Consider the following 14,952-nt stretch of genomic DNA (forward strand, 5'->3'; position numbering starts at 1 on the left):
GCTCGGTCCGCATCACCTTCGCAGCAATATCGTTCCAAGGAGGCTCGCCATGAACGCCGTCGTGCAGTATGGAATCCGGGAGGCAGAGGGAGCATGATCAAGGTTGCATTGTTGGTGACTCTGAAAGCCAACCCCGGCAAGGAACAGGAAGTCGCCGATTTCCTCCGCAGTGCGCGCTCCATTGTTGAACAGGAAGAAGGAACGCGTGCCTGGTTCGCGCTTCAGTTTGACGACTCGACTTTCGGTGTCTTCGATGTCTTCCCTGATGAGGAAGCCCGCCGGACCCACCTCGAAGGCGGCGTCGGGCAAGCTCTTGCCGCCCAGGGAGCAGAACTGTTCAGCGTAGAACCGAGCATACAAAACGTCGAGGTACTTGCGTTCAAGCTGCCAGGTGAAAGCTGATCTGGAACCGCTGACTGGCGCCAACACACCATGTTGGCGCCACGCAGTTCCAGGTCTACTTAAAGTAGGTCTGAATCTGCCCGCCACCGGCCGACTCAACGATTGCCTGCGCCACCGCCCGGAGCTTGACGTTCCGGTTGCTGGAGGCCTTCTTGATGAGCTCGATGGCGTCTTCCTGCGTGCACCGGTTCTGGGCGATGATGATTCCGGTCGCCACGTCTATGACTGTGCGTGACTCCATGGCGGCCCGGAGATTGGCGGCTGTCTGCATATGTTCGGCGATGCGCACGGCAAGGCGAAGTCCCTTGGACGACTGTTCCACGTAATCGTTGGCGCGCTGAACGGCTGACTGGTCGAACGCGTTCGGGTGTTCTGAGTAGAGGTTGAGTCCGGCGGTTGCGGCGGAGTCTCTCAAGGGGAAGGGGACGGCCAGCACGGACCGTATTCCGTGCTTGGTGACCAGTTCGTTGTACTCCGGCCAAGTGTTGTCTTTGGCGAAATCCGGAATGTGGACCTGCGTTATTTCGCGGCAGGCGCGAAGGCAGGGGCCGTCGTCGAAGTTGTACTGCAGTTCATCGAGCATCCGGGCTCGCTCGCCGCTGCTGGCCACGGTGCCGGCGGAGCGGCGACGCATGAGGGTGATGCCGCAGAAAACCTCGTTGCCGGGCGTGCTGAACATGGCGGCGGAGTGCCTGGCCAGTTCCTCCAGGAACACCTCAACGTCGGGGGTATCGAGCAACAAATCCTGGATGTCGGCCACCACTGTTGTCGGCCCGGCAGTAAGCGGGTCTTCCATGAGGAACTCCGATCCATGGTTATGACTACTCTTCGAGACTAACCCCGGGGACCCGTTGAAAGCTAATAGTAAGTGTGCTTCTCTTTTTAAGGAGTCTTGCCGTGGGCTCACCCTCACCAGCCGGTTAAGGATTGAAGCCCATGCGTCAAACCCGGTCCCTCGCCATCCATTTTGCGCCCACGTGCGCGCCGGAGGGCAGCATCAGACAGAGTTTCCAGGACGGCCTCGTCCTGGACCATCTCAATCTGGCCAAGTCGATTGCGGCCAGATATTCCGCCCACACCCACGATCTCGACGACGTCAGGCAAGTCGCGTACATGGGCCTCATCAAGGCTTCCCGCGGCTTTGACGAGTCACGGGGCGTCAGCTTCCCGGCCTATGCCGCCCCAACCATTGCCGGCGAAGTCAAGCGCTACCTTCGTGATCATTGCTGGGTGGTCCGGCCGCCCAGGACTATCCAGGACGTCCGGCGCCAAGTACTGGCGCGGACGGAGGAACTGACCCAATCGCTGCAACGGACGCCCTCGGCGGAAGAAGTAGCGGAGGATCTGAGCCTGGAACCAGGTCAGGTCCGCGAAGCACTCATGGCAGGCACCAGCAAGCGCCCCGATTCCCTGGACGCTCCGGCGGGGGAAGGCCGTGACGGCCTGCAAGGCTCCTTGTCCGCCTTCGGCTGCCCGACGGACCGGCTTGAAGATGTGCTGGCCCTGCGGAACGCCATCCGAGGGCTGAACGCCGAGGACCGGCACCTGCTGTACCGGCGCTACTACCGGGAAGAGACGCAGTCCACCATCGCCGAGGCCCTGGGTGTCTCCCAGATGCAGGTTTCGCGGAAGCTCTCCAAGATCCTGGTCTCGCTCCAAACCCAGTTGCTGGACGACGAAGCCCATCAACAGGACTGGGCGGTCCACTGACCTAGCAGCCGAGCTGCTCCACGGCCTCCAGGACATCGTGGACGGTAACGGCCATCAGTGCCGGGTCGGGCTCGGCTGAGAACACATCACCGCGGCGGAGTTCGACGGCGGTCAGCACCACGTGCGGTCCGGGCGGCGGTCCCCACTCTTCCGCAGGTGCGGGACCGAACAAGACCACGGATGGGCGCTCATATGCGGAGGCCAGATGCGCCGCGCCCGTATCGGCCGAAATCACCAGGCGGGCTTCGGCGATGGTTGCCGCGAATTCGGCGAGGCTTTGCCGCCCGGCCAGCACGCCGTCGTCGAGGTTTGCTCCCTTGAGTTTCGCCAAGGCGGCTGTCTCCTCCGCCCGGGCGCGCTCCGAGGTGCCCCCGGTGAGGACGATGTCGTGACCGGCAGCCGCGAGCTGGACGGCAACGTCCGCGAACCGTTCCACGGGCCACAGCCTGCTGCCGTAGGCGGCACCCACATGGATCACGGTGGCTCCGGGACGCGGCGGGGAAACCGCCGGGCGGTTGAGGCGGTAGTTCAGGGGATCGGCGTCGATTCCATGCCAATTGAGCAGCCGGGTCCACCGTTCGCGTTCGTTAACGCCCGTGATCCACGAAGGCCCGTCGAGGCCGTCGGAAGCGTGCGCGATCACCCGGTTGGCGCCCAGTTCCTTGATCCGGAGCCGGCTCTCAGGCCCGTTTCCGTGCAGGTTGACCGCCACGTCCACGGCGCCGTGAGGCACCTTCAGGGGGTCATCGAGCCCAGGCGTGGGCAAGTGGCCGATTCCGCCAACCAACTCAAGTGCCTCGGCGATCCACGCCGGCCCAGCGTACACAATCCGGTGCTTCGGAAACGCCCTCCGCAAGCCCCGCAGCGCCGGAACCGCGACCAAAAGATCGCCGAGTTTCAGGGCGCGCAGGGCGAGCAACAGGGGTTGGTCCTGGTGGTCCTGGCTGTTCAATGCTGTGTCCATAGTGGCCTCCCGCTGAGAGTCTAGCGGCATGAAACTTCTCACGGCCGCGTTGTTTAGCGTCCGGAGAACTGGGGAACGTTGCGGGTATGGGAGGAACCGGAACGTTGAAGGCGGTCCTGTTTGACCGCGATGGAACACTCGTTGTTGACGCGCCATACAACGGCGATCCGCAGCTGGTGCGGCCCATGGACGGCGCTGTTGCGGCGCTGCGGAAAGTCCGGAAGGCCGGGTTGGCTACGGGAGTGGTGAGCAACCAGTCGGGCGTGGCTCGTGGGCTGTTGACCCTGGACCAAGTGGCATCCGTGAACCGGCGGGTGGATCAGTTGTTGGGGCCGTTCGATGTGTGGGAAGTCTGCCCGCATGGACCGGCAGACGGCTGCGCATGCCGCAAGCCCGCTCCCGGAATGATCCTGTCCGCCTGCGAAACGTTGGGCATCGCGCCGGAGGAAACTGCTTTCGTGGGCGATATCGGCGCCGACGTTGAGGCTGCGACGGCGGCCGGCTCCCGTGCCGTGCTGGTGCCCACGCCCGTTACCAGGCAAGAGGAAATCGACTCAGCTGACGTAGTGGCTCGGGACCTCAGCCATGCCGTGGAACTCCTGCTCCGAGGCCACATCGCGCCGGAAAAGACCACCGCCGGACAGGAAGCCCCTGCATGAGCCGCGTCCTGGTAGCCCGCTTGGACAGCATGGGAGATGTCCTGCTCTCAGGGCCCGCTGTTCGTGCAGTGGCGAACGGAAACCGGCCCGACGGAAGCCGCTCCAACGACGTCGTTCTCCTGTGCGGCCCCGAAGGTGCAGCCGCGGCGGAGATGCTGCCCGGGGTAACCCAAGTGCACACCTGGGCCTCCCCATGGATAGTGAATCCTGCCCCACAGGTCACGGAGGAAACGACCAACGGACTGGTCAACTTCGTCCGGAGTTCCCGTATCGAGGAGGCCGTGATCCTCACGTCCTTCCACCAATCCCCGCTTCCGCTGGCGCTGCTCCTGCGGCTGGCCGGCGTCCGGAAGATCACCGGGGCATCGACGGATTACGCGGGCTCGCTCCTGGACGTCCGCCTCAAACCGGGCGAGGACTTTCCCGAAGACCAACCGGAAGCGGTGCGTGCCCTCACCATTGCTGAGGCAGGCGGGTACGTCCTGCCCAACGGCGACGACGGAAAACTACGCGTCGCCCCTGGCCAGGACCCTGATGGCCCGGCCGATGAACTTGCCGAAGAGGGACCGTACATCGTGGTCCACCCGGGCGCCGCGGTGCCGGCCAGGGCGTGGCCCGCCCTCCACCACGCAGCGGCTGTGGAGCTGCTGGAAGCCTACGGGCATCGGGTTGTGGTCACAGGGGGGCCCAGCGAAGCGTCCCTCACGGCCACGGTCGCCGGCCCCTCCGCCCGGAACCTCGGCGGTGGCACGGACCTTCGGACGCTGGCAGCGGTACTGGCCGGGGCCGCCGTCGTGGTTACCGGCAATACCGGACCCGCCCACCTCGCGGCAGCGGTAGGCACGCCCGTGGTGTGTCTGTTCGCACCCGTCGTCCCGGCCATCCGCTGGGCTCCGTACGGGGTCCCCCTGGAACTGCTCGGCGATCAGGAAGCGCCCTGCAAAAACTCCCGGGCACGCGTTTGCCCCGTCCCCGGCCATCCCTGCCTCAGTTCGGTAACCCCGGAACAGGTGGTGGAAGCGGTCGAAAGGCTCATCGGAGGCGTTTCCTCCCTGGCAACCCGACGAAAGGTGTGGAAACCATGAGGATTCTGGTGTGGCACGTGCACGGCGGGTGGATGGAGGCCTTCGTCCGCGGCCGGCATGAATACTTGCTCCCGAAAACGCCCGACGGCGGCGCCTGGGGTTTGGGGCGCGGTGGCCGTGACTGGCCTGCCGCGGCGCAGGAAGTGGACCTGGACACCCTGGACCCCGAGAGCGTCGACGCAGTGCTGCTCCAAAGGCCCGAGGAAATCGCGGCAGTTGCCCGGGCTCTGGGACGGCGGCCCGGTGTCGACCTGCCGGCCGTCTACCTCGAACACAACACGCCAAAAGGCGACGTTCCCTTCACGCTGCACCCCATGGCGGACCAAAGCTCCATTCCCGTGGTCCACGTGACCCATTTCAACCAGCTTTTCTGGGACACCGGCTCGGCGGGCACCACGGTCATTGAACACGGCATCCCTGACCCAGGCCGGCTCTACACCGGTGAACACGAAGAGATGGGCGTGGTGGTCAACGAACCCGTTCGGCGTGGCCGGGTCACGGGGACGGACCTGCTGCCCGGATTCGCCGGGGTGGGGCCGTTGCGGGTGTTCGGCATGGGAACGGAAGCGCTGGCGCAAGCCCTGAACCTGAGGGGCCTGGGCCTTAGCGATGAAAGGCTCCGCATCGCCGGTGATGTGCCCGCCCCGCAAATGCACCAGCAATTGGCCCGTTGCCGACTCTACCTCCACCCCCTGAGGTGGACGTCGCTGGGGTTGGCTTTGCTCGAAGCCATGCACCTTGGCATGCCCGTACTGGCCCTGGCCACCACCGAGGCAACCCGCGCCATACCGCACGGCGCCGGCTTGGTGTCCAACGACGTCGACGATCTCCAAAGGTTCGCCAAGCGCCTGCTGGACGATCCCGATGACGCCTTTGCCATGGGCATGGTGGCGCGTGAGGCCGCGCTGGAACGATACGGGCTGGACAAGTTCCTCCGTGCCTGGGACGAACTGCTGGCCGACCTTCCGGCCGCGCGGGTTCCTGCCGGCAATGCTCCAGCAAACCATGACACTGAGAGGGCACACCCATGAAGATCTCCATGGTTTCCGAACACGCCAGTCCGCTGGCTGCATTGGGAGGCGTTGACGCCGGAGGGCAGAACGTCCACGTTGCCGCGCTGTCCTCCGCGCTGGCAGACCGTGGCCACCAGGTCACTGTGTACACGCGGCGCGATGACCCCGACTTGCCGACCAGGGTCAAGGTTGGTCCAGGGCTCACCGTGGTCCACGTGGATGCGGGTCCGGCCCGAAGGGTCCCCAAGGATGAGCTTCTGCCGTACATGGGTGAGCTGGCGGACGGAATCTGCGCGGACTGGGCCGGTCAACTGCCGGACGTGGTCCACGCACACTTCTGGATGTCCGGCCTCGCAGCCATCCAGGCCTCGCGCAGGGCCGGCGCCGCCAACCCCGTGCCAGTGGTCCAGACCTTCCACGCCCTGGGATCGGTCAAGCGCAGGCACCAAGGCGCCGCGGACACCAGCCCGCCTGCCCGCGAGTGGCTGGAACCATGGGTCGGCCGCGCCGCGGACTGGGTCATCGCGACCTGCCCGGATGAGGTCTTCGAACTCAAGGCCCTGGGCATCAGCAGGTCGAAGATCTCCATAGCCCCCTGCGGTGTGGACCTCGACCTCTTCCCGGGAACGGCCGACGCCGAGCCCAAGTCCCGCACGCATCGGATACTCAGCGTCGGGCGCCTCGTGCAACGCAAGGGCGTGGACCTGATCATCCGGGCACTGCCGCTCCTGGCGGAGGCCGGCTTCGACGACGTGGAGCTGCTGATTGTTGGCGGTTCCGGTGACGCGCTCAACCTGGAAGAAGATCCGGAAGCCCAACGGCTCAGGTCCTTGTCCAAGGAGCTCGGCGTTGAGGACAGGGTGACCATGCGTGGACAGGTCCCGCGTGATGCCATGCCCGCGATTTTCCGCAGCGCTGACGCCGTGGTCTGCACGCCTTGGTATGAGCCCTTCGGCATCGTCCCGCTTGAGGCGATGGCGTGCGGTGTGCCCGTGGTGGCGGCGGCGGTAGGTGGACTGCGGGAAACCGTAGTGGACCAGAAGACGGGGCTCCACGTCCCGCCCCGTGACCCGGAAGCCCTTGCCGAAGCGTTGCAGAAACTGCTGGCAGACCCGGAACTCCGCGCGGACATGGGCCGGGCCGGTTCCCGCCGGGCCCGCTCACGGTACTCCTGGGAACGCATCGCAGCTGACACCGAGAAAGCGTACAGGTCCGTTCTTGCCGCCGGATTGTCCCGGCAGGCCGACGAAGGTTTGGAACCATTGGAAGGAACGGCGCTGTGACAATTCAAGGCCGCATGACCACCGAAACCACCCTGCCGGGCCTCATTCCGGATACCCTGCCGGCGCGTTGGGGATCAGGCCCCACCCACAACGACGCCGTCACCACTCATCTGGACAACGTCCTGCCGGCGCTTGATTCCCTGCGCTCGCAATCACACATGTTGTCCGCATGGGGAACCGAGCTCGCCACCAGACTGCTCTCCGGGCAGCGTCTGCTCGCGGCAGGCAACGGCGGCTCGGCTGCCGAGGCGCAGCACCTGACGGCCGAACTCGTAGGCCGTTTTGACGAAGAACGCGCCCCGTTTTCGGCCATCTCATTGCACTCCGAGTCCTCCGCGGTCACAGCGTTGTCCAACGACTACGGCTACGACGAGGTCTTCGCCCGCCAAGTCAGGGCGCATGGCCGGGCTGGCGACGTGCTCATGCTGCTCTCAACCAGCGGGCGCAGCCCCAACCTGCTCAACGCTGTCCGGGCTGCGAAGGAACGCGGCGTCATCACGTGGGCCCTGACAGGCGCCGGTCCCAATCCCCTGTCCGAAGCCTGCGATCAAGCCATAACCGTCGAAGCCATCGCGGCCAACGCCCAGGAAGGCCATTTGATCGCCATTCACGCTGTGTGCCGCGCTTTTGATGCAGAGGTTGCAAGGCGCACCGACAGGGGACCGGGGTTGTTTGGGGGCGGTCAGCCATGAGGATCACGGTAGTTGGCGACCTTCTCCTGGACGTCGACATCAACGGGACCGCCACCCGGCTCAGTCCCGACGCGCCTGTGCCGGTGGTCGACGTCGGTGATGTCCGGCGTCGGGCGGGCGGCGCCGGGCTGGTCGCCACCGTACTGGCGCGGGACGGCCACGACGTCTCGCTGGTCACCGCGGTATCGGACGACGACGGCGCAAGCCACCTCAGGCGCGCACTGGCCGGCGTGTCGGTACTCGCCGGAGCCCCGCTGGCTCACACGCCCACCAAGACCCGTGTTCGGATCGGGACGCATCCGATGGTCCGCTTCGATCAAGGGTGCGCAGCGGCCCCGGTCCCGTCCAGTACGGGGGAGATGCTTGCCGCCATCACATCGGCAGACGCCGTAGTGGTGGCCGATTATGGGCGTGGGATCACCGCCAACACCGACATCCGGGCAGCCCTGACGGATGCCGCCCGGCGCATCCCCGTTGTGTGGGATCCGCACCCTTCCGGTTCCGATCCCGTGGCAGGAGTGTCCGTAGTGACGCCCAACCTCGCCGAAGCCACCGCGTCCGCGAAGGCAGGCGGATCCGGCACCGGGGCTGAAGAAGCCGGCCGCTACCTCCTGGACAAGTGGGGAAGTGCGTCCGTGCTGGTCACCAGGGGCGAGGACGGTGCGCTGCTGTTGTGCTCGGACGGCTCAGCCGAGAGCATCCCCGCGCCCACCACCAACGTGAGCGATCTGTGCGGGGCAGGTGACCGCCTCGCAGGCAGCCTCGCCGTGCACCTTGCCACAGGCTTGGACCTTGCACAGGCCGCTGCCCGGGCTGTGGAGGACGCGTCTGCGTTCCTGGCCGCCGGGGGAGCTGCCGCACTGGCCGGAGCGGACCCGGCGGACCCGTCCGAAGTAGGTTCCGTCGTCGAACTTAGAGGCCTGGAACTGGTGGACACCGCAGACCTTCACCCCGACGGCGTCCGACTTGCCCGCTTCGTCCGCGAGTCCGGAGGGACAGTGGTGGCCACAGGAGGATGTTTCGACCTCCTGCACGCAGGCCACGCACGGACGCTGGCAGCAGCGCGCAGCATGGGCGATTGCCTGATCGTGTGCCTGAACTCGGACCAATCCGTCCGCCGGCTCAAGGGCGCGCATCGACCGATTGTCAGTGTGGAAGACCGCGCAGAGTTGCTGCTCGCCCTCGAATGCGTCGACGCCGTCGTGATTTTTGGCGAGGACACCCCCGAAGCCTGCCTCACCCAAATAAGTCCCGACATCTGGGTCAAGGGCGGCGACTACACCCCCGAAGAATTGCCGGAAGCCCGCCTCCTGGCGGGTTGGGGAGGGCGATGCGTCACTGTGCCCTTCCACCCGGCACGCTCCACCAGCGGCCTGGCAGCAGCATTGGCCAAGGTCAGCTGAACCTTGTTGGAATCAACGAAAGGAACCGCATGAACACGCAAACACCTGGACGCGTCATCGTCACCGGAGGCGGGTCCGGCTTGGGCGCTGCGATCGTGGAGGCCATCCGCGACGCCGGTGGCACGCCATTCGTTTTCGACCGGGACGTCAGCAACGTCTCGGGCGCCAAAGCCCTGGAAGTGGATGTCTCCAACCGTGAGGCTGTGGAAGCAGCAGTGAAGGAAGCCGCGGAAAGCCTTGGCGGCCTTGACGGGGTTGTGACGGCCGCGGGCATCGACCGCTGCGGCAAGCTGGGCGACGTCGCCGCCGAGGAATGGGAAAAGGTCATCGGAGTAAACCTCCTGGGCACCGTTTCCACCATCCGTGCGGCACTGCCGTACCTCAAGGGATCCCGTGGCCGGGCCATCACCATCGCCTCCACACTGGGGCTCCGGGCACTCCCTGACGCCACGGCCTACTGCGCCTCCAAGTTCGGAGTCATCGGCTTCAGCCGTGCCCTGGCCGCGGAAACGGGCGGGGTCATTGGCGTCACTACGATCATCCCGGGTGGCATGAAGACCCACTTCTTCGACGACCGCGACGAACAATACAAGCCGCAGGACGACTCCAAGCTCAACGATCCCGCCAATGTGGCGCAGGCCGTGGTGTTCGCCCTCTCACAGCCGTTCGGCAGCGAGGTCCGCGAACTCCTCATCACCCCCGCAGAAGAAGGCTCGTGGCCGTAAGGTCCAGCACGTCCTGAACAACATCGGCCACGGCGATGCCCTTGATGAGGGTGTCGTCGTGGCCGCAGTGCGGAGCGGTCCAGCCAACCTGGGTCACGTCCGCACCGCAGCGCGGGCATCGGGTCAGCCAGGACATGTGGATGCGGTGAAAGCCGCGGCCGCGTGGGCCTGCGTTGAACACGTTTCCCACCCAGAAGATCCCCACAGTGGCAGTTCCCATGGCCTGCGCCAAATGCCGGGGACCGCTGTCGCTGGCCAGCATCACCGTGGCCTCGGCCAGGAGAGCGGCCAGCTCACCGATCTCCAGCTCTCCGGCTACAGACCGTACGGCCTGGCGCTGTCCCTCCGGGAGATGGCGGCCGGCAAGCTCCGCGACCTCCCGTGCTAAGGCCTTTTCCGATCTGTCCCCAACGATCAGCACCTGCGCACCTTCGGCGGCTATGCCCGCCGCAGCTTCGGCAAAGTACGACGCCGGCCACCGCCTCCGCGGATCGGTGGCACCCGGGTGGACAACCACCAGCGACGAGCGGTCAGGGTCCTTCAACCCCTTGATGCCCTGTTGGTGCTCAGGCTTGGGGAGCAGGGGAGGGAAGATGATGGTGGGAGCTCCAGCCAAGCCAGCCACTTCCAGCCAGCGGTCGGGCTCGTTCTGGTAGTAGACGTAGTCCAGATTCCGATCCAACGGCTCGGCGTCCCTGGTGCGGGTTCCTGCCGTGTGCCGTGCCCCCAGCCGGAGCAGGAAAGGGTTGGAGTACCGGCCGCCGCCATGCATTTGGACTGCGATATCGAACTTCCGTGCCCGCATGGCCTCAAAGAAAGCTTCCTGTGCCGCCACGTCTTGCGCATCATCTTCGAAGCGCTCGCCGTTGCGGGGACCGTCATGTACGCCACGCGCCACCGGGAGAAGTTCGACGTCGTCCACCGGACCGTCCGTTGCCGCCACCAGTGCCGCGTGAACCGGCGCGCCGAGCAGCGTCAGACTGGCACCCGGGTAGGCCCTCTTCAGCGCGTTCAAGGCCGGGTAGGTGTAGATCAAATCGCCCAGACCGCCGCCCCTGAGCACCGCGATCCGCTGCACGTCACTGAATTTTCCAAGCACGGGTCCTATGCCGGACGTCAGGTCAACCAGCGGTTTTTCCATGGATACTTTTCCTTCCGGTGCACGCGTGTGAAGCACGATCCGCGGGGTACCTGAGGGGAACAGGAATTGTTGCCCAACCGGAAGGTACCCCATGGCACGCCTATCCAATCAAGAAGGCCTGGCCGACTGGCTGCCTGGCCGCTTGGCCGAGGAACGTCCTGTTGTGACGGTAGTCGGCGATTCAATCCTGGACGGCTGGTGGGATGGAACCATTGACCGTTTCTGTCGCGAAGCCCCGGCGCCCGTAGTCCAGGTCCAGCGCCGGGACTTTGCTCCCGGAGGGGCGGCCAACACAGCGATGAACCTTGCGGCGTTGGGCGCTGACGTCCGCTTCGTCTCGTTGACGGGTGAGGACGAGGCCGCGACAACGTTGAAAGAAGCACTGGAAGCGGCAGGCGTGGACGTCACCCACATGGTCTCCCACCCGGACATGACCACCACCACCAAATTCCGGGTCAGCAGCGGCGGCCAAGTGATGCTGCGTCTGGATGACGCCGCCAACGATGTCCCCGGGGAAGGCCTCTCGGACATGGCCGCGACGCTCTCCGAAGCCCTGCGCGGTTCCGCTGCCGTGGTGCTGTGTGATTACGGCGCAGGGGCATTGGAAGGCCCCGTCCGGAGCGCGATTCTTGACCGTTTGGGCCCAGGCGATGACGGCGCAATGCCTGCGTCCCGCCAGAACATGCTGGTTGTGGTGGACGCCCACCACCCTGGCCGGTGGGCCGGTCTCCAACCGGATCTCGCCACGCCCAACGCCCAGGAAGCAGCGAGACTGCTCGGCACGGACTTCCCGGGCGGTGCTGCCCGATGCCCCTTCGTGGAGGCACACGCGGGCCAGCTCCTTCGCGCCTCGGGTGCGGCCGCCGTCGTCGTGACCTTAGACCGGGAGGGGACGCTGACCATCCGTCCGCAGGGCAGCCCGCCGCAAGCCGCAACCCACAGAACCTGGGCCCGGCCGCAGGCCGAGAAGCAGGCTTCGGGGGCCGGAGACACGTTCGTTGCCGCGCTGACCCTTGCCCGTGCCGCCGGCTTGCCGCTGACCACCAGCGTGGATCTGGCTCAGGCCGCCGCCGACGTCGTAGTCCACAGGCCGGGCACCTCCGTGTGCACCACCGAGGAACTGGCCACGCACCTCCGCGGCTTCGCAGATACGGCACTGACGGACAAGGAGCTGGCCAGGCACATCCAGGAGCATCGCAGTGAAGGGCGCAGGATCGTGCTGACCAACGGGTGCTTCGATGTTCTGCACCGTGGCCATACCCGCTACCTGAATCAGGCCAAGCAACTGGGGGACGTCTTGGTGGTTGCCCTCAACAGCGACTCGTCGGTCCGGCAACTCAAAGGCCCGGACCGCCCGGTGAACCACGAAGCCGACCGCGCCGCCGTCATCGCCGCCCTGAGCTGCGTCGACCACGTGACCATCTTCGACACCCCAACGCCCATACCGCTTATCGAGCTCCTGCAGCCCGATGTCTACGCCAAGGGCGGGGACTACACGCCGGAAATGCTCCAGGAAACCGAAGCGGTCGAGCTGTACGGCGGCACGGTCACCATCCTGGACTACGTTCCGGAGCATTCAACCACCGCGGTACTGGAACGCATCCGTTCAAGCGGCGAGACCCCGCAGGGCTGAGGAGGCACCTTATGCGCGTCGCGATCATTGGAGCCACCGGGCACGGCGGGACTGAACTGCTCAAACGCCTTCAACGGGCGCGTTCGGAAGAGGGCGCGGACCTGGAACTTGTGGGCGTCGTGCGCCGCGAGCCGGACCCGGACGCCGCGCCCTATCACGGCGTTGAGTGGCACACCCTGGACATCGGAGCCGCCACAGACCAGCCCGACCTCGAAGCAGCGCTCGCCGGAGCCGACGCCGTGGTGCATCTGGCGTGGCTCATCCAGCCCAACCACAACCGGGAACTGCTGCACCGGACCAACGTGGAGGGAACAGCGAAGGTCCTGGCCGCAGCACGCAAAGCCGGAGTGCGGCACTTTGTATGTGCGTCCTCGGTTGGCGCCTACTCACCTGCGCCCAAGGACCAGCGGACCAAGGAGGGCTGGCCGACCGGTGGGATCAAGAGATCGCATTACAGTGCGGACAAAGCGGAACAGGAACGGCTCCTGGACCAGTTCGCCAAAGAGAACCCGGACATCGTTGTGGCCCGTCTCCGCCCGGCACTGATGTTCAGTTCAGGGGGCGGAAGCGAGGTGGGACGCTATTTCCTGGGCCGGATCCTGCCCAGGCTGGTACCGCGGAAACCATGGCTTCCGGTGCTGGCCGTTCCCAAGGAGCTGGTGTTCCAGGGCGTGCATACCGCCGACGTCGCGGATGCCTATTGGAAAGTGCTGCAACACAGGGCCGAAGGTGCGTTCAACATTGCAGCGGAGCCGGTCATCGATCCCAACGCGCTCGCCTGGATCTTCAGGGCCAGGCGCTTGCTGCCGTTCCCGCTTCCGGTGCTCCGCGCCGTCGTCGAGGTCTCCTGGCGCTTGCGCCTCCAGGTGACCGACGGCGGTTGGGTGGACATGGCGGCGAACGCACCGATCATGGATTGCGCGCGGGCGCACAGCCTGTTGGGCTGGTCGCCGAAGCACTCTTCGCTGGAGTCCCTGGCGGAAATGCTGGAGGGAATCGGCGCGGGGAAGGGGCGGAGGGGTTCGCCCCCACTCAGGCCACGTTGAGGGCTACTCCGCGGTCATCACCACGGTCAAAATCCGGCGCAGGCTCATGGCCACCGACGCCGGTGCGTTCACCGGGGACTGTTGGGCGGCGGCTTCGGTCACGGCATCGCTGAGCGCGTTGATGCTGTCCTGGGCGTGGGCCAGGCTGTTCGAGAGCTCCCCGGATCCTTCGTCGCGCCAGTGGTCCACCACGGCGGCCACGGACTCCAGTGCGTCGGAAAGCGGCTTGATCGCGGTGTCCGGAATGACCGTCCCGGCGCCTTCTTCCCAGATGGCGCTGGCCAGGACGTCGGTGACGTCCTGGACGTGGAACGTCAGCCGCTCAAGGGTTCGCAAACCTGCAAGGTCCGACGGCAGGCGGGTGGCACGACGCCGGGACCTGGGGTTCGCTTTGGCGCTTAGCTCCGCTTGGTGCACCGCAGTCCGCACGGCCGCCGCGGTCATGGACAGTTCGTCGCTGCGGCTGGCCCAGGCTTCATGGTTCGGCGGCCAGGACTCGTTCATGGCCTGCGCCATGTCCTTGAGCTGGCGGGACAACGCGCCTTGGTGGCCCGCGATGGCCGGGTCGATGTCGTCCAGGTGCAGGGGCGGGAAGATCAGCCAGTTGATCGCGAAACCCACTGTGACTCCCAGGGCCATCTGGAGAACGTAGGCGAAGGAGAACCCTTCTGCATTTGAGTCGCCCAGCACCAGCACGAACAATGCCGCCATGGGGATCCACTCGGACGCACTTCCCAGTCGCGGAAGGCCGCCGATCAGCACGCCCAGGCCCACCACTACGGCCACGGAAAGGACTGTGGGTGCCGCAACTGTGGTGACGGCAAAGGCCATGCCGATCCCCAGGACCAGTCCGGCCAGGCTTTGGAGCCCGTGCTTGGCGGAGTCGGCCACTGTTGGGTGCATGCTGACCAGGGCGCCCAGCGGTGCGTAGTACGGGTACTCGGCGGCAGGGCCGGGCATGAACGGTGCAAGGTACCAGGCCAGTCCTGCCGCCACCGCTGTTTTGGCGGCGAAGAGCAGGCGGTGACGGGTCACGGTTTTACGAAGCGCGGGAATCAGCCGTCGCCTTGTGGGCAGTTGGCTCATGGAATCTACGTTTGCAGGTATCCGGTGTTGTGTCGAGCTGCCGCCGCCGGATTGCGGGGCATCACACTTTTCGAAAAAAGGTGTGATTAGAACCAGGACAACCGGGTACT

The 14,952-nt window shown here is 65.9% G+C and carries 15 protein-coding genes; 11 read left to right on the top strand and 4 right to left on the bottom strand.

Features of this window, described 5'->3' with window-relative positions:
• Positions 1-93 precede the first annotated feature (93 nt).
• Positions 94-402 (top strand): putative quinol monooxygenase, encoded by a 309-nt coding sequence (locus N5P29_RS00615; RefSeq protein ID WP_262276787.1) that lies wholly within the window; start codon positions 94-96, stop codon positions 400-402.
• Between the two features lie 55 nt (positions 403-457).
• Here N5P29_RS00615 and N5P29_RS00620 read toward each other — a convergent pair whose 3' ends face one another.
• Entirely contained in the window at positions 458-1,198 is a 741-nt protein-coding gene (locus tag N5P29_RS00620) for a GAF and ANTAR domain-containing protein (RefSeq protein WP_262276788.1), read from the bottom strand.
• A 140-nt stretch (positions 1,199-1,338) separates the two neighbouring features.
• Between N5P29_RS00620 and N5P29_RS00625 the strand changes: the two genes are divergently transcribed.
• Positions 1,339-2,112: a sigma-70 family RNA polymerase sigma factor gene (locus N5P29_RS00625; protein WP_262276789.1), complete on the top strand. Its 774-nt coding sequence runs from the start codon at positions 1,339-1,341 to the stop codon at positions 2,110-2,112.
• A 1-nt stretch (position 2,113) separates the two neighbouring features.
• Here the strand turns inward: N5P29_RS00625 and N5P29_RS00630 are convergent, their stop codons facing one another.
• On the bottom strand, positions 2,114-3,076 hold the full coding sequence (locus N5P29_RS00630; protein WP_262276790.1) for a glycosyltransferase family 9 protein: 963 nt from the start codon (positions 3,074-3,076) through the stop codon (positions 2,114-2,116).
• A gap of 86 nt (positions 3,077-3,162) precedes the next feature.
• Here N5P29_RS00630 and N5P29_RS00635 point away from each other — a divergent pair, with 86 nt between their 5' ends.
• From N5P29_RS00635 to N5P29_RS00665, 7 genes are read left to right on the top strand one after another with little or no spacing between them, the layout of a single operon-like run.
• Positions 3,163-3,735, top strand: coding sequence for a D-glycero-alpha-D-manno-heptose-1,7-bisphosphate 7-phosphatase (locus N5P29_RS00635; protein WP_262276791.1), 573 nt, complete (start codon positions 3,163-3,165; stop codon positions 3,733-3,735).
• Positions 3,732-4,820 carry a glycosyltransferase family 9 protein gene (locus tag N5P29_RS00640; protein ID WP_262276792.1) on the top strand — a complete coding sequence of 363 codons (1,089 nt, stop codon included), beginning with the start codon at positions 3,732-3,734 and terminating at the stop codon, positions 4,818-4,820. Before N5P29_RS00635 ends, N5P29_RS00640 begins: the two co-directional genes overlap by 4 nt.
• On the top strand, positions 4,817-5,851 hold the full coding sequence (locus N5P29_RS00645) for a glycosyltransferase (protein ID WP_262276793.1): 1,035 nt from the start codon (positions 4,817-4,819) through the stop codon (positions 5,849-5,851). The genes N5P29_RS00640 and N5P29_RS00645 overlap by 4 nt, the downstream gene beginning before the upstream one ends.
• Positions 5,848-7,116 (top strand): glycosyltransferase, encoded by a 1,269-nt coding sequence (locus tag N5P29_RS00650; protein WP_262276794.1) that lies wholly within the window; start codon positions 5,848-5,850, stop codon positions 7,114-7,116. Before N5P29_RS00645 ends, N5P29_RS00650 begins: the two co-directional genes overlap by 4 nt.
• A gap of 14 nt (positions 7,117-7,130) precedes the next feature.
• Positions 7,131-7,808, top strand: a complete 678-nt coding sequence (locus N5P29_RS00655) for a D-sedoheptulose-7-phosphate isomerase (RefSeq protein ID WP_262276795.1) — start codon at positions 7,131-7,133, stop codon at positions 7,806-7,808.
• Positions 7,805-9,211: a PfkB family carbohydrate kinase gene (locus N5P29_RS00660; RefSeq protein WP_262276796.1), complete on the top strand. Its 1,407-nt coding sequence runs from the start codon at positions 7,805-7,807 to the stop codon at positions 9,209-9,211. Before N5P29_RS00655 ends, N5P29_RS00660 begins: the two co-directional genes overlap by 4 nt.
• Positions 9,212-9,240: 29 nt before the next feature.
• Positions 9,241-9,936, top strand: coding sequence for an SDR family oxidoreductase (locus N5P29_RS00665; RefSeq protein WP_144660030.1), 696 nt, complete (start codon positions 9,241-9,243; stop codon positions 9,934-9,936).
• On the opposite strand, the gene N5P29_RS00670 is transcribed toward N5P29_RS00665, so the two are convergent.
• Positions 9,905-11,077 (bottom strand): glycosyltransferase family 9 protein, encoded by a 1,173-nt coding sequence (locus N5P29_RS00670; RefSeq protein WP_262276797.1) that lies wholly within the window; start codon positions 11,075-11,077, stop codon positions 9,905-9,907. The genes N5P29_RS00665 and N5P29_RS00670 overlap by 32 nt on opposite strands.
• Positions 11,078-11,168: 91 nt before the next feature.
• Between N5P29_RS00670 and rfaE2 the strand changes: the two genes are divergently transcribed.
• Entirely contained in the window at positions 11,169-12,710 is a 1,542-nt protein-coding gene (gene rfaE2, locus N5P29_RS00675) for a D-glycero-beta-D-manno-heptose 1-phosphate adenylyltransferase (protein ID WP_262276798.1), read from the top strand.
• Between the two features lie 11 nt (positions 12,711-12,721).
• Positions 12,722-13,756 carry an NAD-dependent epimerase/dehydratase family protein gene (locus N5P29_RS00680; RefSeq protein ID WP_262276799.1) on the top strand — a complete coding sequence of 345 codons (1,035 nt, stop codon included), beginning with the start codon at positions 12,722-12,724 and terminating at the stop codon, positions 13,754-13,756.
• 3 nt (positions 13,757-13,759) lie between these two features.
• Here the strand turns inward: N5P29_RS00680 and N5P29_RS00685 are convergent, their stop codons facing one another.
• Positions 13,760-14,842: an FUSC family protein gene (locus tag N5P29_RS00685; protein ID WP_262276800.1), complete on the bottom strand. Its 1,083-nt coding sequence runs from the start codon at positions 14,840-14,842 to the stop codon at positions 13,760-13,762.
• Between the last annotated feature and the right edge of the window lie 110 nt (positions 14,843-14,952).

It is taken from the genome of Paenarthrobacter sp. JL.01a, assembly GCF_025452095.1.
Lineage (GTDB): Bacteria > Actinomycetota > Actinomycetes > Actinomycetales > Micrococcaceae > Arthrobacter.